Consider the following 17,779-nt stretch of genomic DNA (forward strand, 5'->3'; position numbering starts at 1 on the left):
AGTCCAATGGAAACCGGTGAACTAGAACGTTTCATGCGACTGGCCATCATCGAAGGCCGTAAAGCTATAGCGCATTGCCGCCCCAATCCGCCTGTGGGCTGCGTGCTGGTGCGCAACGGTCAGGTTGTCGCATCGGGCCACACCGGCGAGCCAGGACAGCCGCACGCCGAGGCGATGGCGCTACAAAATTTGCCTGGTTCGACCGACGACGTCATCGCGTTCGTCACCCTGGAGCCCTGCTCTTTCCACGGCCGCACGCCGTCCTGCGCTCAGGCGCTGGTCAAGCAAGGCATACGCACTCTGTATGTTGGTATGATCGATCCCCACCCGAAAAATCGCGGGGCCGGCATTGATGCTCTCAAACAAGCGGGGGCTTATGTGATGACAGGGTTACTGGAAAACGAGGTGCAAAAGGAGCTTGAGGCGTATTTGTGGCGCCCGGAAAGCCGTTGAGAGCTTAACAAGAGTTGTATTGGCTCCGCACCTGTAGACAGAGCCAAGATCGACGATCTTTAATCCATCCAGCGCAGACGATCACGCAGGGTCACAACATCGCCAATGATAATAATGGTTGGGCCTGGAATCTGTCGCTCTTCCACCTTCTTGGCGATATTGCCCAGCTCTCCCACTAAAACCTGTTGATCCGGCAGCGTGCCTCTGGATACCAGAGCGATTGGCGTCGACGTTTTCATGCCATGCGCTATCAGCTCGCGACTGATAATGGGCAAGCCTACCAGCCCCATATAAAACACCAGGGTCTGGTTATCCTGAACGAACTCACGCCACGGCAGGTCGCAGGTATCGGACTTCAGGTGGCCGGTCACAAAACGCACCGACTGCGAGTGATCTCTGTGGGTCAATGGAATGCCGGAATAAGCCGCGCATCCTGAAGCGGCGGTAATCCCGGGCACGACCTGAAACGGAATGCCCGCGTCCGCCAATTGATCGATTTCCTCTCCGCCGCGGCCAAAGATAAAGGGGTCGCCGCCTTTCAGACGCAACACCCGTTTTCCTTCCCTGGCCAGCTCCACCAACATGGCGTTGATTTCCTGCTGCGGCAAAGTATGGTTGGAACGGGCTTTGCCCACATTGATGCGCTTGGCGTCGCGACGCACCAGATCCAGAATCTGTGGCGACACCAAACGGTCGTACAACACCACATCGGCCTGACGCATCAAACGTAGCGCGCGAAACGTCAGCAAGTCAGGATCGCCGGGGCCGGCGCCGACCAGATACACTTCGCCCGTATCTTTGATCGCATCCGCCTGTTCACCACTTAGCATGTCATCCAGCATCGCCCTGGCTTTGTCCGTGCGTCCGCAAAACACCAGGTCGGAAACGACGCCTTCCAGTACGGATTCCCAAAAGCGACGCCGCTGATTGATATGGCCAAAACGGGCCCGGACCTTATCCCGGAACTCCATCGCCAAGTCCGCCAGCCTGCCGAAACCATGGGGGATCAGCGACTCCAGACGGTTGCGCAGCAAACGGGTCAATACAGGCGCGCCGCCGGAACTGGTGACGGACACCAACACCGGGTGACGGTCGATAATAGAAGGAAAGATAAAACTGCTTAGCTCCGGCTGCTCCACAACATTGACAGGAACGCCGCGCGCTTGAGCGGCTTGCGCCACGTGTTGGTTCAGTTCTGTGGAGTCGGATGCCGCGACAACCATCGCGCACGACTTTAGCAGCTCGGGATGAAAAGACTCAGAAGTAAGGGTAATGGCGTTGAGTACGTCAGCGCTCTCAATGAGCGCCTTCGCATCCGGATCGCCCAGGAGCCGCACTTTGGCCCCTGCGCGCAATAGCAGGTCGGTTTTTCGCACCGCCTGCTCGGTGTCACCAACTACAAGACATTCCCTGCCCTGTAGATTCATGGAAATGGGCAGGAAGTCCCAGGTCTGTAGTTGTGTGGACATCAATGGCCTCAGTTAGCTGGTTTGATCACCTTCACGCCGCCCATGTATGGCTCCAGCACATCCGGCACCAAAATGGAGCCGTCCGCCTGCTGGTAGTTCTCCAGCACAGCGATCAGGGTGCGCCCAATCGCCAGTCCAGAGCCGTTCAACGTATGCACCAGCTCCGGCTTGCCAGTCTCAGGGTTACGCCAGCGCGCCTGCATGCGACGCGCCTGGAAGTCACGACAGTTGCTGCAGGAAGAAATCTCGCGATATTTCTTCTGCGCTGGCAACCAGACTTCGATGTCGTAGGTTTTCGCCGCGGAAAAGCCCAGATCGCCCCCGCACAACGCCACTACACGATACGGCAGGTTTAACAACTGCAGGATTCGTTCCGCATTGCCGGTGAGTTCCTCCAACGCCGCATCAGATTGCTCCGGCGCGACCACATGAATCAGCTCTACCTTCTCAAACTGGTGCTGGCGGATCATTCCGCGCACGTCACGGCCGTAGCTGCCCGCTTCGCTACGGAAACAGGGAGTATGGCTGGTCATTTTAAGAGGCAGTTCTTTGGCGTCCAGAATTTCTTCACGCACCAAATTGGTGACAGGCACTTCCGCCGTTGGGATCAGATAAAAGTCATGCTCGCCCGGCACTTTAAACAGGTCCGCCTCAAATTTGGGCAACTGTCCCGTGCCCTGCAAGGCATGCGCGTGCACCAAAAACGGCGTCATGGTTTCCTGATAGCCGTGTTCAGTGGTGTGAATATCCAACATGAACTGCGCCAGCGCGCGATGCAGTCTGGCCAGTTCGCGGCGCATCACCACAAAACGGGAGCCGGCCAGCTTGGCGCCGCTGTTGAAGTCCAACAGGCCCAGGCTCTCACCCAGATCAACATGATCTTTGGGTTCGAAATCAAATTCGCGAATGTTTCCCCATTTGCGCACTTCCACGTTGTCGTCTTCACTTGCTCCTTCAGGAACAGCAGCGTCAGGAAGGTTGGGAATGCCTTGCAGCAGGTCGTCCAGTTTGTCCTGGATGTCCTGCAGCTCCGCCTTGGCGGACTCCAGTTCTTCGCCGATTTTAGCCACTTCGTCTTTCAGAGGCTGCGGGTCCTGACCCTGCTTGATCATCATGCCGATATTCTTCGACTTACTGTTGCGCTCGCTCTGCAGTTCCTCAGTACGGACCTGAACGGACTTGCGCCGCTCTTCTAATTGACTGAACGCGTCTACGTCCAGGTCATAGCGTTTGGTCTTTAGTCTGGCAGCCACTTCATCCAGGCTGTTGCGAAGCAATTTTGGATCTAACATGAATTCGTCCAGTAATTTTTTAAATCAAAGAATAAGCCGAGTCAGAGCGATACCTGCGCCCACGGCGAAGAGACATAGTATAACGCTCATTAAAATATAGGCGAGGCCTTGCAACAGCTGATCGCTTTGCATGAGGCTCCAGGCTTCCAGCGAAAAGGTGGAAAACGTGGTCAATGCGCCTAAAAAGCCCACCATTATCAAAGATCGCAGCTCGGGTTGTCCATGCAGTTTCTCCACCACATACACAAAAGCCGTCCCAAGAAGAAAAGAGCCAAGCAGATTGACCGCCAAGGTTCCCCAGGGAAACTTGGCGCCAGCGATATTACTGACCCAGGCTACGATTAAATACCGGCTGACGGCGCCGAGCGCGCCGCCAAGAGCGACATAGACAAGATGAGGAATGCTCATAATGATCACGGACAGATTTCAGGTGGTTCAGGAGCGGCTCTGATACTCCTCGTCCAGACTCCGCAGGTATTCCAGCTTTTCCTTAACTTTGCTTTCCAGGCCTCGCTCAACTGGGTGATAAAGACGCAGGCCATCCAGCTCTTCAGGCAAATATGTCTCGCCGGCGGCATAGGCCCCAGGCTCGTCATGAGCATAACGGTATTCTTTGCCGTAGCCCATTTCTTTCATCAACTTGGTCGGCGCATTACGTAAATGCACGGGAACGGGATAATCCGGCGACTCCGCCGCCAGCTTCATCGCAGCGTTAAAAGCTGTGTAAACCGCATTGCTCTTCGGTGCGCAGGCTAGATAGACAATCGCCTGAGCAACCGCCAGCTCCCCTTCCGGAGAGCCCAGCCGCTCCTGCACATCCCAGGCCGAGAGTGCGAGATCCAGGCCTCGCGGATCGGCATTGCCGATGTCTTCACTGGCCATACGCACGACGCGGCGGGCCACATACAAAGGATCGCAGCCCCCGTTCAGCATGCGGGCGAACCAATATAAAGCGCCGTCAGGGTTGGAGCCGCGTACGGATTTGTGCAAGGCGGAAATCTGGTCGTAAAACGCGTCGCCACCTTTATCAAAGCGCTTTAAAGAGACCTGCATCACCGACGCTAAAAGCTCACGGGAAAGCGCCCCGCCCTGTTCGCCCGGGTCCGCCAGATCGGACATGGTTTCAAGGATATTCAGCGCTTGTCTCGCATCGCCATTGGCGGCCTCAGCGATCATTCGCAACAAATCGTCGTCGTAACTCCAGGAAGTTTGCCCCAGGCCGTTTTCAGCGTCTGTCAGCGCCCGTTGCAATAGCGCCGTCAGGTCATCATTGGTGAGCGGTTTTAGTGGATACACCCGCGCCCGTGATAACAGTGCGTTATTCAGCTCAAAAGAAGGGTTTTCCGTGGTAGCGCCAATAAAAACAAAGGCGCCCTCTTCTACGTAGGGGAGAAAGGCGTCCTGCTGGGACTTATTGAAACGGTGGACTTCGTCCACGAACACGATGGTCTTGCGTCCACTTTGAGAATTCGCTCGGGCGCGCTGACTGACTTCGCGGATCTCCTTGACTCCGCTCTGCACGGCGGACAAGGTAATAAACTCCGCGCCCGTGTATCCCGCCACCAATCGAGCGAGAGAGGTTTTACCTACTCCAGGCGGCCCCCAGAAAATAACCGAGTGCAGCTGATCACGTTCCAGCGCTTTGCGTAGCGGTTTATCTGCATCCAGCAGATGCGTCTGTCCAACGTATTCATCAATGGCGCGGGGACGCATTCGCGCCGCCAGAGGCGCGTACTGCGCGCTCCGGCTGCGTTCTTCCGACTCAAACAGGTTCAGCGTCAAGGCGCCTCCCGGATAACGTCGACGCCATCGGGAATTTCAAAATGAAACGCCTTATCGCTAACGCCCTGATTGATCGATACAGCCGTAAAAAACAAACTGGTTTGCTGACCAAGAGAGTCTTTCAGCTTCATGCTCACTAGTTGATCGTTGACGAAGCTCAGTTGCAGCGTATCAAAAAGGGAATCCACGCCTTTTGGACGCAGCAGGAAGTCCACCTGTCCTGGCTGTGATTCCGGTTGTTGCTCTACCTGATACTGCTCATCAATCTTTCCTACTTCTCCGCTCAGCAGCAGCGCCGGGGTGTTGGAAAGTTGCTGCGACAGATGCTGAATGGTTACCTGCTCCAAATCCGGATCATAAATCCACACCTGTTGGCCGTCCGTCACAATAGTCTGCTCCAACGGAGCCTTGGTTTTCCAATAGAACAAACCTGGACGTTTGGCCTTCAAAACGCCAGCCACTTCCTGCATCACCTGTCCGTTTTGAGAACGCATCGTCTGGGTGAAGTTGGCAGTGAATGTTTCTACGTTTTTCAAAAGGCCGGAGAGCGTATCCACGCCCGCCGCATTCGCCATCATACTGGCGGCGCTCAACGCCGCCACAGAGAGTAGTTTCAATAATTTCATGGATATCAGTCTCTAGGAGGAGGTGGCGCCAAAACTTCCCGGGAACCGTTATGGCCGGCTGACGAGATTACGCCCGCCGACTCCATCGCGTCCACCAGGTTGGCCGCCCTGTTGTAGCCTATTTTCAGACGACGCTGCACGGCGGATATGGACGCCTTGCGACTTTCCGTCACAAAGGCCACAGCCTGATCGAACAGATCGTCCTTCTCAGTGCCATTATTATTGTCGCCGCCGCCGTCGAAACTAGCGACAAACTCGCTGTCGGTGGCGCCGTCAAGAATTTCATCAAGGTAATCGGGCTCGCCCCGCTGCTTCCAATCATCCACTACGCGATGCACTTCATCGTCATCGACAAAAGCGCCATGCACGCGAATAGGCAAGCCTGTGCCGGGAGGCAGATACAGCATGTCGCCGTGTCCAAGCAACTGCTCCGCGCCGCCCTGATCCAGAATAGTGCGGGAATCAATCTTAGAGGACACCTGGAACGCCATACGGGTAGGCACGTTGGCTTTGATCAAGCCGGTAATGACGTCTACCGACGGCCGCTGGGTCGCCAGGATCAAGTGAATTCCCGCCGCCCGCGCCTTTTGGGCGATACGGGCGATCAATTCTTCCACTTTTTTACCGACAATCATCATCATATCGGCGAATTCGTCAACAACCACCACAACAAATGGCAGTGGAGTCAACATCGGCGGCTCTTCTTCAAGCGCATTATCGCCCGGCTTCCACAGCGGGTCGCGAATCGGCTCGCCAGCGGTGATGGCGTCCTTCACGACTTTATTAAAGCCTGCGATGTTTCTGACGCCCATGGCGGCCATCAAACGATAACGGCGCTCCATTTCCCCAACGCACCAGCGCAACGCATTGGCGGCTTCCTTCATGTCCGTCACAACAGGAGTGAGCAGATGGGGAATACCATCGTAAATGGACAGTTCCAACATTTTCGGGTCGATCATGATGAGGCGCAGCTCTTCCGGAGTCGCCTTGTAAAGCATACTGATCAACATGGCGTTTACGCCCACGGACTTACCTGAGCCCGTGGTGCCCGCCACCAGCAAGTGGGGCATTTTCGCCAGATTGGCGACGACTGGATTACCCGCGATATCGTTCCCCAGTCCCAGGGATAATGGCGAACTGGAGTCGTCATAAGCTTTAGAGGACAGCACCTCACGCAAACGCACGATATCCCGGTTTTCATTAGGAATTTCAATACCCACCACAGATTTGCCGGGAATGACCTCCACCACACGTACGCTGATTACCGCCAGCGAACGCGCAAGGTCCTTGGCCAGATTGCTGATGCGGCTGACTTTGACGCCGGGCGCAGGCTGGATTTCAAAACGGGTGATCACCGGACCGGGGTTCACCTCCACCACTTCGGCGACGACGCCAAAGTCGTTCAATTTCACCTCCAGGAGGCGCGACAGGTTTTCCAGCACCTCGGGGGAGTAACCGCCTTTTTTCGAAGCTTCAGGCGGATCCAGCAGATTCAAAGAAGGCAACGGACCTTCTGCAAAGTTAAACAGGGATGGTTGCGACGCGCGCTTGGCTCGTTTGCTCTCCCCTCCCGCTTCTTTCTGGAACGGCAGAATCTTGATCTTTTTGTCCGCAGGCGTATCGCTATCCACGTCCATGGTATCGCCCAAGCTGGGTTCAACTTTGGCCTCGGTTTTCTTCTTACCGAAGCTCAATAGAGAGCGTTTTTTGGCCTCTTGTTCTTCAGGGACGTTTACCCGAGAGTCCAGCAACGGAATACGTTCGTCTTCATCATCGAAGTCTTTCACTTCCCGTTTCGCTTTTTTAGGCTTGGGAGGCGGCGCTTCGGCCTCTATTCTGGCTTTCTCTTCACGGCGGGCTTCCGCTCGCTCTCCCATCTTCACTTTCGCAGACGAAAACTCTTCGTTGATGCGACGGAGCAACGCCAGTGTCTTGGCGCCAACCCAGTCCATGATCTTCAGCCAGGACAAACCGGTGGCGATGCTGAAACCAAACAGAGAAAGCGCCACCCATACCAGCGTGCTGCCGATAATGTTAAAAGTGTTGACGGCCATCCCTGCGACTTCCGCGCCGACAATACCACCGGAGCTGGAGTTCAGACCGCTGACAGAGTACATGGTCAGCAACGAGCAGGTGGACAGCACCAGCACGATCAGACCGACTACACGGATAACCACCATCCACCAGTTGATGGGATGACGCATGTGGCGCTGACGGAACAGTTGCACTGAACGCAAGACAAACAAAAAGGGAAATAAGTAGGCGACGTAACCGAAGAAATACAGCAGTACGTCGGAAATCCAGGCGCCGACGCGTCCAGCGTAATTAACGACCTGGGAATGCTGCCCTGTGCTGGTCCAGCCAGGGTCTGATGGGTTGTATGAGACCAGGGCCAACACCAGATAAACGGCGATGGTAACACAAGCGATCAACACCCCCTCACGGAGCCCCTGCTCCAGGTAGCGCTTCGCTCTGTTGTCTTCTATATCTGCTGGCATAAAGATTTTAGCTGGCTAAATATTCAGTAGTGTACACAAGCCGGGAGTCTAGGTGAACCCAGCTTAACCGCGCATTAATAGAATTTAACGCCAAAAATTAAAATTGCGCTCTATCTATTTGTTTATATTGATTTTATTCTAGCTCAAGTTGGCGGGAGATGCATTTTTCGACGGCTTGGCTGTCATATCAGGCGGGGTCAGACGAAAAACGCCGGGGCTTTCAGCCGCCCCGGCGCCTAAAATCAAGCGCCCAGCGCCGCTGCGCCAGCCAACAGGTCATCGCGAATATCTTCGAAATCCTCCAGTCCCACACAGAGACGAATCAGATTTTCGGAAATACCCGCCAGAACCTTATCGTCATCGGAAAGGCGACCATGAGTGGTAGTCGCCGGATGCGTCATCGTGGACTTCACATCCCCCAAATTGGCGGTAATGGAGATCCACTTGGTATTGTCGATAAATGACCAGGCCTCTTCTCTGTCGCCTTTCACCTTGAATGACAACACTCCGCCATAGCCTTTCTGCTGACGCGTGGCCAGTTCATGGCCTGGATGGTCAGGCAATCCGCAATAGTGGACTTTCTCCACCCAGCTTTGCTCATTCAGCCATTGGGCGACCTTCATGCCGTTCTCACAATGCGCTTTCATGCGAATAGGCAGCGTCTCCAGACCCTTCAGGAACACCCAGGCGTTAAAGGGGCTCATGGTGAAGCCGCCGGAGCGCAGGAACGCCAACACTTCCAACGTTAACGCAGTGTTTCCCACTACCGCACCGCCCAGGCAACGCCCCTGGCCGTCCAGATACTTGGTCGCCGAGTGAATCACTAAATCTGCTCCCAGACTCAGCGGCTTTTGTAAAACCGGCGTACAAAAACAATTATCCACCGCCAGCAAAGCGCCATTGGCGTGCGCTAACTGCGCCAGAGTCGCAATGTCGGCCACTTCGTTCAAAGGATTGGATGGCGTTTCGATAAACAATAACCGCGTATTGGATTTGATCGCCGCACGCCAGCCATCCATGTCCGTCAGCGGCACAAAAGTCGTTTCTACGCCAAACTTCTTCATGTACTTATCAAATACGGCGTGAGTGGTGCCAAATACGTTGCGGGAACAAACCACATGATCGCCACTTTTCAGCAAAGCCATACAGGCGGAAACAATCGCCGCCATGCCGGAGGCGGTCGCCACACAGTTTTCCGCCCCCTCCAACGCCGCCAGACGCTCTTCAAACATGCGCACGGTGGGGTTGGTGTAGCGCGAATAGACATTGCCGGGATTATCGCCTGCGAATGTCGCAGCAGCTTCCGCCGCCGACTTGAAAACGTAGCTGGAAGTGGGGTAAATCACTTCCGCATGCTCTTGCTCCTGAGTGCGGATCTGACCCGCGCGAATCGCCTGCGTGGCGTCACGCCAGTCAATTTCCGGAGGCAGCAGAAGTTCACGGGTTTCAGTTTTTCTACCTGACATCGCCTGTTCCTGGATATGAAGTGGGTCCGCCTGGGGAGAGCGAATTCCGCGCGCTCCCACATCCGGTGATATAGCGTTGTTTCGTGCGGCCTATTGAACCGACCGCAGCATGGATAATACCGCGACTGACGCTGGTATAGCGACCAGCGTCATGCGATTAAATCTGTCGCAGGCGATCAGTCATCGTTATGCAGGTCCAGCGGCGCTTGCGCCAACATTAACTCCTGTTCGCGCTTGGACTTACTGTTATCATTGCGAATGGCCTCCAGTCTCTGAAGGTACTCCTCATTCACATCGCCAGTCACATAATCGCCGTTGAACACGGAACAGTCGAACTTCTCAATGTTGGGATTGCCTTCCAAAGCGCAAGACACCAAGTCTTCCAGGTCCTGATACACCAGCCAGTCGGCGCCGATTAACTCTTGCACTTCTTCCGGCGTGCGGCCGTGGGCGATCAGTTCGTTGGCGGAAGGCATGTCGATGCCGTATACGTTGGGATAGCGCACCGCCGGCGCCGCTGAAGCGAAGTAGACTTTCTTGGCGCCGGCGTCCCGCGCCATCTGTACAATTTCGCGACAGGTGGTGCCGCGTACGATGGAATCATCCACCAGCAGCACGTTTTTGCCGCGGAATTCCAGCGCGATCGGATTCAGCTTCTGACGCACGGATTTCTTGCGCTGGTTTTGGCCCGGCATGATAAAGGTACGGCCGATGTAGCGGTTCTTGATAAAGCCTTCCCGGTATTTCACTCCCAGGCTCAACGCCATTTGCATGGCGGAGGTGCGACTGGTGTCGGGAATCGGCATCACCACATCGATGTCATGATCTGGTCGCAAACGATGAATCTTCTCCGCCAGATGATCTCCCATGCGCAAACGCGCCTTATAGACGGAAATGCCGTCCATGATGGAGTCGGGTCTCGCGAAGTACACGTATTCGAAAATACAGGGATTCAGCTTTGGATTCTCCGCGCATTGCTGCGTGTGCAGACTGCCGTCGGTTTCGATATAAACCGCTTCACCTGGGGCGATGTCGCGCTGCAACTCGAAGCCCAGCGCGCTGAGCGCCACGCTTTCGGACGCGATCATGTATTCAGGACCTTTAGCGGTCTCACGTTTACCAAAGCAAGCGGGTCGAATGCCATTGGGATCACGGAACGCGACAATACCGTAACCTGTAATCATGGCGATAACGGCGTAGGCGCCCTTCACGCGCTTGTGAACGGCTTTGACCGCCGCAAAGACGTCGTCTTTTTCCGGCACCAGTTTGCCCAGCTTCTGCAGCTCATGAGCGAAGATATTCAGAAGCACTTCAGAGTCGGAACTGGTGTTAACGTGACGCAGGTCGGTGCGAAAGATATCGCGAGCCAACTCTTCCGCATTGGTGAGGTTGCCGTTGTGGGCCAGCGTGATGCCGTAAGGCGAGTTCACATAGAAAGGCTGGGCTTCCGCAGAACTGGAGGAGCCCGCCGTGGGATAGCGAACATGGCCAATGCCCACGCTGCCGACCAGACGCATCATATGACGGGTGCGGAACACGTCGCGCACAAGACCGTTGTCCTTTCTCAGGAAAAAGCGGTCATCCTGGAAGGTAACGATTCCCGCGGCGTCCTGGCCCCGGTGTTGTAACACGGTGAGTGCGTCGTAAAGGTCCTGATTAACATTCGCTTTACCCACAATACCAACAATACCGCACATGTATGGTTACCTCGTCTTTGAATCTCGCGCAAAAATTAAGCGGTTTATGTAAGCATAGACGCTATGGGATCGCCGAAAACCGACCGCGACCAAGCTTCCAGCTTTTCAAAATGGGGAATTAACGTCGATTCCGACCACCAGGGGTCCTGTACGACGGGAGTCAGTCGCAACAGCGCCACGACAACGACAACCAACACCACGCCCCGGATCATTCCAAACGCCATGCCCAGGGTACGATCGGTACCGGACAGGCCTGTGGACTTCACCAATGCGGAAATCAAATGGTTCAGCAACGCACCGATAATGAGCGTTACGATGAAAAGTATGACAAAGGCTGCGATCAGCCTGACGGAAGGAACGGAGATGAGCCCTTCCAGCAGCGTGGCCAAATGCACATAAAACATGCGCGCCACAATAAATGCGAGAACCCAGGTAACCAGAGAAAGCGCTTCTTTGACGAAGCCTCTGACCAGGCTGACTACCGTGGATAAACCAATAATTCCAATAATGACCCAATCGGCCCAAATCATCATAGCATCCTGGAAATAGCGTAATTGGCCCCCGTACTTCGGGGGCGCATCATTCTAGCAAAAAGGCGGGGGCAGAAAAACTAATGCTTTGTCGCGGCGGACTATTGTCCGGGGCGATATTGCACGACGAGAGAATTGACCTTGTAGCGCTTATCCACCTGGCCCTTGAGCTTATCCGCCTGAGTGCGCTCCATAACCGGCCCGGCGAAGACTCTGACCAGATTCTCGCCCTCTGAACTGCGGTATTCCTGAGTAAATGCAGGGTGGCCGTCGTCATGTAATTCATTGCGGATTTTCAGGGCGCTGTCGCGATTCTTGAATGTGCCAATCTGGATCGACCAGGCGGCGGGAGATTTGTCTTTATCCAGACTGTAATCTTTAGGCGCTTCCTTGGTCTCGCTCTTGACGCTGGGTGTGGCCGCAGCGACGGTCGCCGGCTTTTCTTCCACTTTCACCGCAGGTTTAGGTTCAGACTGAGGTTTAGATTCAGGCTGGGGTTTAGATTCAGGTTTCGCCTCCACGACTTTTTCTGGAGCTGGCTCCGGCTCAGAAGTCGCAGGCTTGGATTCACTCATTTGATGCATCTCCGCTGTAGCCGCTTCCTGAGCGATCTCTTCTGCGGAGCCGGAAATGCGAGAGGTTTCATTCGCCACTGCGTCGCTTGTCTGTGTTGTAGCCGGCTGTGTTGGCGTAGCGGCGCCAGCCTCGCCTGAACTCAACTGCGGCGCTTGCGCTTCCTCAATAGTAAAGTTGGGCGTTTCCGGTTTATCGGGGATAATAATGATCTGGGACGTCTTTTCCTGTTGAGCGTTATCGAACAACATCGGCAGAAATATGACCGCCAGAGACACCAGCACAATAGCGCCGACAATACGCTGCTTTAATCCATCCATAGAGAAACCCTGAGACTGTAAATAAAAATCATGATGGAAAAACCAAATGGATTAAAAGACTATGGAGACGATCCGTTTAGCGGCCGTCTCCCTCATCGGCTCCCATCATACCGTTTTGAAAAATTTCCGCCACGGTGAAAAAAGAACCAAAGGCGACAATGCGCCCATCCGCACCCGCTTCGGATGTCGCCCTGGCCAGACACTCCTGCAGGGAGTCACAAGTTTGCAGCGGCGCGGACTGGTTCTGCTCGACCAGTTCCGCCAGCTGCGCCAGCGGCATGGCCCGGTCCACATTGAGAGGAAAAACAATCCAGCGATCGAATACGCCGGCGAGCTCTTTTACGATGCCCGCCACGTCTTTATCTTTCAGCGCTGAAAATACCGCTACCTGCGGCTTTTTAATCGGCAATCCGCCCAGCCATTGCTTGAGGTAGCGGGCGGCGTGGGGGTTATGCCCTACATCCGCGTATATCTCCGGCTCACGGCTCAACCGTTGAAAGCGCCCCGGGACTTTGACTCCGGCAATCGCCGCCGCGACTTGCGACTCTGACAGCGAAAAATCCAATAGCATCGCCGCCTGCATCGCCGCCGCCATATTGGCCATAGGCAGGCCGTTATCGATCAGCCCGCCAATAGCGACGTCCGCATGTTTGCGACGACCACGCCATTGCAGGGTTTGCGACGCTTCGCCAGCGCGTTCGAGCGTATAATCCTGACGCCAGATGAAGGTTGCGCACCCCAGTTTTCCAGCCACATCCACCACACTGGTCGGCGGAGCTTCTTCCGCAATGACAAGTGGAATGCCCGGCCTCAGAATACCCGCCTTCTCACGACCGATATCTTCACGGGAGTCGCCCAGCCATTCCTGATGATCCAGATCCACGCTGGTGATCACCGCAAGGTCTGGATCAACAATGTTCACCGCGTCCAGACGTCCGCCCAGACCGACCTCCAAAAGAACCACATCCAGTTTGGACTGCAGAAACAGATAAAAGCCCACTAATGTGGTGAACTCGAAATAGGTCAACGCCGTTTGACCGCGTGCCGTTTCCACGGCGGCGAACGCCCCTTCAAGCGCCTCATCGCTGACATCAACGCCATTGATGCGCACGCGCTCGTTAAAATGCAAAATATGCGGCGACGTATAGGCGCCGACAGTTTTACCCGCAGCAAGAGCAAGCGCTTCCACTGCAGCCAGCGTAGAGCCTTTGCCATTAGTTCCGGCAATAGTGACTACGGTCTTCGCCAGTCTGGCGTTGCGACACAATCGACGAAACACGTCATTGACGCGATCCAGGCCCATTTCAATGACTTGACTATGCAGTTGCGACACATAGTCAAGCCAGTCAGACAGTCTTCGAGGTTCCATATTCTTATCTACGCTTTGAGATCCGATATCAGGCTAAGACCGGCTTATTCCAGGTTTTCTGGCGGTTCCGGTATTTCCATTTCCTCTTCTTCAAGATCTTCTTCGTTTTCAAACTCAGGCTCTGGCAACTTCATCATCTTGGAGATGAGCATGGACAGCCTGCGACGCAATTGATTACGGGAAAGAATCATATCCAGTGCCCCGTGCTCCAGCAGGAACTCACTGCGCTGGAAGCCTTCGGGCAACTTTTCACGCACAGTCTGCTCAATAACGCGAGGACCGGCGAAGCCAATCAACGCATTGGGCTCCGCCACATTCAGGTCGCCCAGCATGGCGAGACTGGCGGATACGCCGCCGAACACGGGGTCGGTCATCACCGAGATATAAGGCAGGCCACGCTGTTTCATCACTTCCAGCGCCGCTGCGGTTTTCGCCATCTGCATCAGAGAAATCAGCGCTTCTTGCATACGCGCGCCGCCACTGGCGGAGAAGCAGATCAGAGCTCGGTTCTCTTCCAGACAGACGTTCACGGCGCGAACAAATTTCTCGCCTACGACAGCGCCCATGGAGCCGCCCAGGAAGTTGAACTCAAACGCCACCGCCGCAACCGGCACCCCAGCGACAGTTCCCTTGAAGGCCACCAGTGCGTCTTTCTCACCCGTCGCCTTCTGATTGCTGACCAAGCGGTCTTTGTAACGCTTGGTGTCTTTGAACTTCAGACGATCCGCCGGTTCCAGTTCAGGAGCAATCTCCACTCTGTCCGCGCCGTCCAGGAAGATGTCGATACGTCTGCGTGCGGATATGCGCATGTGGTGCTGACATTTGGGGCACACATCCAGGTTTTTTTCCAGTTCAGGGCGATAGAGTACGGCGCTGCACTTAGGGCACTTTTTCCACAAGCCTTCGGGAACGTTACTCTTGTGCTTGGACTGAGCTCCCCCCATTCCCGGAATAATTTTTTCTAACCAGTTACTCATATTAAACCCTACTCACTTGTTTATTCGTCCATCGCGGCGCGCATGGAGCTAAGCAGCTCTTTTACCTTGGCGCGCATCTGCTCCGGATTTTCAGCATTAGTCGCTATTGTATTCACAAGTGCGCTACCGACAATTACACCATCGGATACTGCCGACACTGCTTTCGCCGTGGCCGCGTCTTTGATGCCAAAGCCCACGCCGACAGGCATTTCGGTCAGAGCCTTGATAGCGCTGACATGCCTCTCTACATCGTCGACGTCCAGAGCGTTGGAGCCTGTCACCCCTTTCAGCGACACATAGTATAGATAACCGCTGCCGAACTTCGCTGCGGCGGCGATACGGTCCTCGGTAGTGGTTGGCGCAATCAGAAAGATCACATCCAATCCCGCCCTTTTCAGGTGCGGCGCCGCCAAGTCCGCTTCTTCCGGCGGCAAGTCCACGATCAATACGCCATCCACTCCCGCCGCTTTGGCGGCGTCGGTGAATGGATGTACACCCATGGCTTCCACCGGATTCAAATATCCCATCAATACGACAGGCGTCTCAGTGTTGGTCTTGCGGAACTCCTCCACCATGCCCAACACCATTCTCAGGGAAGTCCCATGCTCCAGCGCGCGTTCACAGGCCAGCTGAATCACGGGGCCGTCCGCCATGGGATCGGAAAATGGCACGCCCAACTCAATAATGTCAGCGCCCGATTCAACCAAGGCGTGCATGATGTCCACCGTGTGCTGCGGCGCGGGATCGCCCGCGGTCACATAGGGAATCAACGCGGTTTTGTTGTTCGCCTTCAACGTCTCCAGGCATTGCTTAATTCGACTCATGTCACACCCTTTTTAAAATTCAATTCCGTCAAGCTTGGCCACAGTATGGATGTCTTTATCGCCGCGCCCGGACAGGTTGACGATGATGATCTGGTCTTTTTCCATGGTCTTGGCCAGCTTCATGGCGTACGCCACCGCATGGCTGGACTCCAGCGCCGGCATGATGCCTTCCACCCGAGTCAGAGTATGGAAGGCGCGCAGCGCTTCTTCATCTGTCGCAGAAACATAATCCGCGCGTTTGATGTCTTTGAGCCAGGCATGCTCAGGACCAACACCCGGATAATCGAGACCTGCGGATATAGAATGCGTTGCGGAAATCTGGCCATTTTCATCTTCCATCAAATAGGTGCGGTTGCCATGCAATACGCCGGGACGACCCGCGCAAAGCGGCGCCGCGTGCCGCCCGGTCTCCAAACCAAGCCCGCCGGCTTCCACGCCGTACATTTTGATCTGCTCGTCCGCGATAAAGGGGTAAAACAAGCCAATGGCGTTGGAGCCGCCGCCCACGCAGGCTACTAATGCATCCGGGAGACGCCCTTCTTTTTCCATGCATTGCAGGCGCGCTTCACGACCAATAATGGACTGGAATTCCCGCACCAGCTTGGGATATGGGTGCGGGCCCGCCACCGTACCGATGATGTAGAAAGTGTCGTCGACGTAGGTCACCCAATCCCGCAAGGCTTCGTTCATCGCATCCTTGAGGGTCTTAGTGCCGCTGGTGACCGGGCGCACTTCAGCGCCCAATAGTTTCATGCGGTAGACATTCAAAGACTGTCTATGCACATCCTCTTCACCCATATAGACCACGCATTTCAGCCCCAGACGGGCGGCGACGGTGGCCGTGGCGACGCCGTGCTGGCCTGCGCCGGTTTCGGCGATGATGCGCGGCTTACCGAGGTATTTCGCCAGCAACGCCTGACCGATGGTGTTGTTTACCTTGTGGGCGCCGGTGTGATTGAGATCTTCCCGCTTCAGATAAATCTTGGCGCCGCCAACCTGCCTGGTTAGACGCTCAGCAAAATACAACGGAGAAGGACGACCTACGTAGTCGGCCAGATCCGCGTCGAACTCTTCTTGAAATTTGGGGTCGATACGCAGTTTTTCGTAATGCTGCTCCAGCTCCAACAGCGAAGACATGAGCGTCTCGGATACGAATCGGCCGCCGTAATGACCGAAGTGGCCGCGATGGTCCGGAATATTGGCCAGCGTTTCAGCGTCAAACCTCGTACTCACGATATACCTCACCTATAAATTCCTGGATTAATTCAATGCTCTTCACGCCCTTGCTCGCTTCGACGCCACCGCTGACATCAACGGCGTAGGGCCTGACAGTGCGAATAGCTTCCGCTACATTGGACGGATTCAGGCCACCGGCGAGAATCACCGGTTTGCCCAGCTCATGACAAATGCGGGACCAGTCGAACACTCTTCCGGTGCCGCCGCGTAATTGCGGGTCATGGGTGTCAAATAGTAAGGCCGCCGCATCTGGATACTTAGCGGATTCCGCAACGACGTCCGTGTTCTCCCCCACGCCAATCGCCTTGTAGAAAGGACGGGAGAAGCTGCGGCAAAAGTCGTTATCTTCATCGCCGTGAAACTGCAGCACATTGAGAGGGACGACACTCAAAATCTCCCTCACCTGCTCCGCGCTATGATTGACGAAGAGACCAACAGTAGAAATAAAGGGAGGCAGCTGGGCGATAATGCGACTGGCGGCAGCGGGGTCAATGTATCGGGGGCTGGGCGGATAAAAAACAAATCCAATTGCGTCGCCGCCGGCGTCGGAGACCGCCAGCGCATGCTCCAGCTCGAGGATGCCGCAGATTTTGCAGCGAACGCGCTTGTTGCGGGCATTCATTTTATCTCTTCCTTTTTTATGCTGTTCTTCGTTTTTCCGGAAAAG

16 protein-coding genes are annotated in these 17,779 nt (G+C 55.3%); 1 reads left to right on the top strand and 15 read right to left on the bottom strand.

Going from position 1 to position 17,779, the window contains the following annotated elements; genetic code table 11:
* The first annotated feature begins 6 nt into the window (after positions 1 to 6).
* A complete protein-coding gene (locus tag AC2IBB_RS21865; protein ID WP_486328858.1) occupies positions 7 to 453 on the top strand; it encodes a bifunctional diaminohydroxyphosphoribosylaminopyrimidine deaminase/5-amino-6-(5-phosphoribosylamino)uracil reductase RibD in 447 nt (148 codons plus the stop codon).
* Positions 454 to 512: 59 nt separating this feature from the next.
* Here AC2IBB_RS21865 and cysG read toward each other — a convergent pair whose 3' ends face one another.
* From cysG to AC2IBB_RS21940, 15 genes are all read right to left on the bottom strand, one after another.
* Complete coding sequence (cysG, locus tag AC2IBB_RS21870; RefSeq protein WP_486328859.1) at positions 513 to 1,922, bottom strand: siroheme synthase CysG; 1,410 nt, start codon at positions 1,920 to 1,922, stop codon at positions 513 to 515.
* A gap of 8 nt (positions 1,923 to 1,930) precedes the next feature.
* On the bottom strand, positions 1,931 to 3,214 hold the full coding sequence (serS, locus tag AC2IBB_RS21875; RefSeq protein ID WP_486328860.1) for a serine--tRNA ligase: 1,284 nt from the start codon (positions 3,212 to 3,214) through the stop codon (positions 1,931 to 1,933).
* Positions 3,215 to 3,238: 24 nt separating this feature from the next.
* Positions 3,239 to 3,622 carry a fluoride efflux transporter CrcB gene (gene crcB / locus AC2IBB_RS21880; protein ID WP_486328861.1) on the bottom strand — a complete coding sequence of 128 codons (384 nt, stop codon included), beginning with the start codon at positions 3,620 to 3,622 and terminating at the stop codon, positions 3,239 to 3,241.
* A gap of 27 nt (positions 3,623 to 3,649) precedes the next feature.
* A complete protein-coding gene (locus tag AC2IBB_RS21885) occupies positions 3,650 to 4,996 on the bottom strand; it encodes a replication-associated recombination protein A (RefSeq protein WP_486328862.1) in 1,347 nt (448 codons plus the stop codon).
* Positions 4,993 to 5,622 (bottom strand): outer membrane lipoprotein periplasmic chaperone LolA, encoded by a 630-nt coding sequence (lolA, locus tag AC2IBB_RS21890; protein WP_486328863.1) that lies wholly within the window; start codon positions 5,620 to 5,622, stop codon positions 4,993 to 4,995. Before lolA ends, AC2IBB_RS21885 begins: the two co-directional genes overlap by 4 nt.
* A 5-nt stretch (positions 5,623 to 5,627) precedes the next feature.
* Positions 5,628 to 8,120, bottom strand: coding sequence for a DNA translocase FtsK (locus AC2IBB_RS21895; protein ID WP_486328864.1), 2,493 nt, complete (start codon positions 8,118 to 8,120; stop codon positions 5,628 to 5,630).
* Between the two features lie 242 nt (positions 8,121 to 8,362).
* The gene (locus tag AC2IBB_RS21900; protein WP_486328865.1) at positions 8,363 to 9,586 is read right to left on the bottom strand and encodes an O-succinylhomoserine sulfhydrylase; all 1,224 of its coding nucleotides are present in this window, start codon (positions 9,584 to 9,586) and stop codon (positions 8,363 to 8,365) included.
* Positions 9,587 to 9,762: 176 nt separating this feature from the next.
* On the bottom strand, positions 9,763 to 11,283 hold the full coding sequence (gene purF / locus AC2IBB_RS21905) for an amidophosphoribosyltransferase (protein WP_486328866.1): 1,521 nt from the start codon (positions 11,281 to 11,283) through the stop codon (positions 9,763 to 9,765).
* A 44-nt stretch (positions 11,284 to 11,327) separates the two neighbouring features.
* Positions 11,328 to 11,816 (bottom strand): CvpA family protein, encoded by a 489-nt coding sequence (locus AC2IBB_RS21910; protein WP_011396317.1) that lies wholly within the window; start codon positions 11,814 to 11,816, stop codon positions 11,328 to 11,330.
* Positions 11,817 to 11,914: 98 nt separating this feature from the next.
* The gene (locus AC2IBB_RS21915) at positions 11,915 to 12,706 is read right to left on the bottom strand and encodes an SPOR domain-containing protein (protein WP_486328867.1); all 792 of its coding nucleotides are present in this window, start codon (positions 12,704 to 12,706) and stop codon (positions 11,915 to 11,917) included.
* A 76-nt stretch (positions 12,707 to 12,782) separates the two neighbouring features.
* Complete coding sequence (gene folC / locus AC2IBB_RS21920) at positions 12,783 to 14,075, bottom strand: bifunctional tetrahydrofolate synthase/dihydrofolate synthase (protein ID WP_486328868.1); 1,293 nt, start codon at positions 14,073 to 14,075, stop codon at positions 12,783 to 12,785.
* A gap of 44 nt (positions 14,076 to 14,119) precedes the next feature.
* Entirely contained in the window at positions 14,120 to 15,052 is a 933-nt protein-coding gene (gene accD, locus AC2IBB_RS21925; protein ID WP_486328869.1) for an acetyl-CoA carboxylase, carboxyltransferase subunit beta, read from the bottom strand.
* A gap of 20 nt (positions 15,053 to 15,072) precedes the next feature.
* Positions 15,073 to 15,876 (bottom strand): tryptophan synthase subunit alpha, encoded by an 804-nt coding sequence (gene trpA / locus AC2IBB_RS21930; RefSeq protein WP_486328870.1) that lies wholly within the window; start codon positions 15,874 to 15,876, stop codon positions 15,073 to 15,075.
* 12 nt (positions 15,877 to 15,888) lie between these two features.
* Positions 15,889 to 17,109, bottom strand: coding sequence for a tryptophan synthase subunit beta (gene trpB, locus AC2IBB_RS21935; protein ID WP_486328871.1), 1,221 nt, complete (start codon positions 17,107 to 17,109; stop codon positions 15,889 to 15,891).
* Complete coding sequence (locus AC2IBB_RS21940) at positions 17,093 to 17,734, bottom strand: phosphoribosylanthranilate isomerase (protein ID WP_486328872.1); 642 nt, start codon at positions 17,732 to 17,734, stop codon at positions 17,093 to 17,095. Before AC2IBB_RS21940 ends, trpB begins: the two co-directional genes overlap by 17 nt.
* Positions 17,735 to 17,779 lie beyond the last annotated feature (45 nt).

This window comes from Hahella sp. NS-SX17, assembly GCF_057367735.1.

What these genes read in the sequence shown, in the direction of transcription:
- AC2IBB_RS21865 (WP_486328858.1), top strand. Translation starts at nt 7, where the DNA reads ATGGAAACCGGTGAACTAGAACGTTTCATGCGACTGGCCATCATCGAA.
- trpA (WP_486328870.1), bottom strand. Translation starts at nt 15,876, where the DNA reads ATGAGTCGAATTAAGCAATGCCTGGAGACGTTGAAGGCGAACAACAAA.
- folC (WP_486328868.1), bottom strand. Translation starts at nt 14,075, where the DNA reads ATGGAACCTCGAAGACTGTCTGACTGGCTTGACTATGTGTCGCAACTG.
- AC2IBB_RS21910 (WP_011396317.1), bottom strand. Translation starts at nt 11,816, where the DNA reads ATGATGATTTGGGCCGATTGGGTCATTATTGGAATTATTGGTTTATCC.
- lolA (WP_486328863.1), bottom strand. Translation starts at nt 5,622, where the DNA reads ATGAAATTATTGAAACTACTCTCTGTGGCGGCGTTGAGCGCCGCCAGT.
- serS (WP_486328860.1), bottom strand. Translation starts at nt 3,214, where the DNA reads ATGTTAGATCCAAAATTGCTTCGCAACAGCCTGGATGAAGTGGCTGCC.
- crcB (WP_486328861.1), bottom strand. Translation starts at nt 3,622, where the DNA reads ATGAGCATTCCTCATCTTGTCTATGTCGCTCTTGGCGGCGCGCTCGGC.
- accD (WP_486328869.1), bottom strand. Translation starts at nt 15,052, where the DNA reads ATGAGTAACTGGTTAGAAAAAATTATTCCGGGAATGGGGGGAGCTCAG.
- AC2IBB_RS21915 (WP_486328867.1), bottom strand. Translation starts at nt 12,706, where the DNA reads ATGGATGGATTAAAGCAGCGTATTGTCGGCGCTATTGTGCTGGTGTCT.
- cysG (WP_486328859.1), bottom strand. Translation starts at nt 1,922, where the DNA reads ATGTCCACACAACTACAGACCTGGGACTTCCTGCCCATTTCCATGAAT.
- AC2IBB_RS21900 (WP_486328865.1), bottom strand. Translation starts at nt 9,586, where the DNA reads ATGTCAGGTAGAAAAACTGAAACCCGTGAACTTCTGCTGCCTCCGGAA.
- AC2IBB_RS21940 (WP_486328872.1), bottom strand. Translation starts at nt 17,734, where the DNA reads ATGAATGCCCGCAACAAGCGCGTTCGCTGCAAAATCTGCGGCATCCTC.
- AC2IBB_RS21895 (WP_486328864.1), bottom strand. Translation starts at nt 8,120, where the DNA reads ATGCCAGCAGATATAGAAGACAACAGAGCGAAGCGCTACCTGGAGCAG.
- purF (WP_486328866.1), bottom strand. Translation starts at nt 11,283, where the DNA reads ATGTGCGGTATTGTTGGTATTGTGGGTAAAGCGAATGTTAATCAGGAC.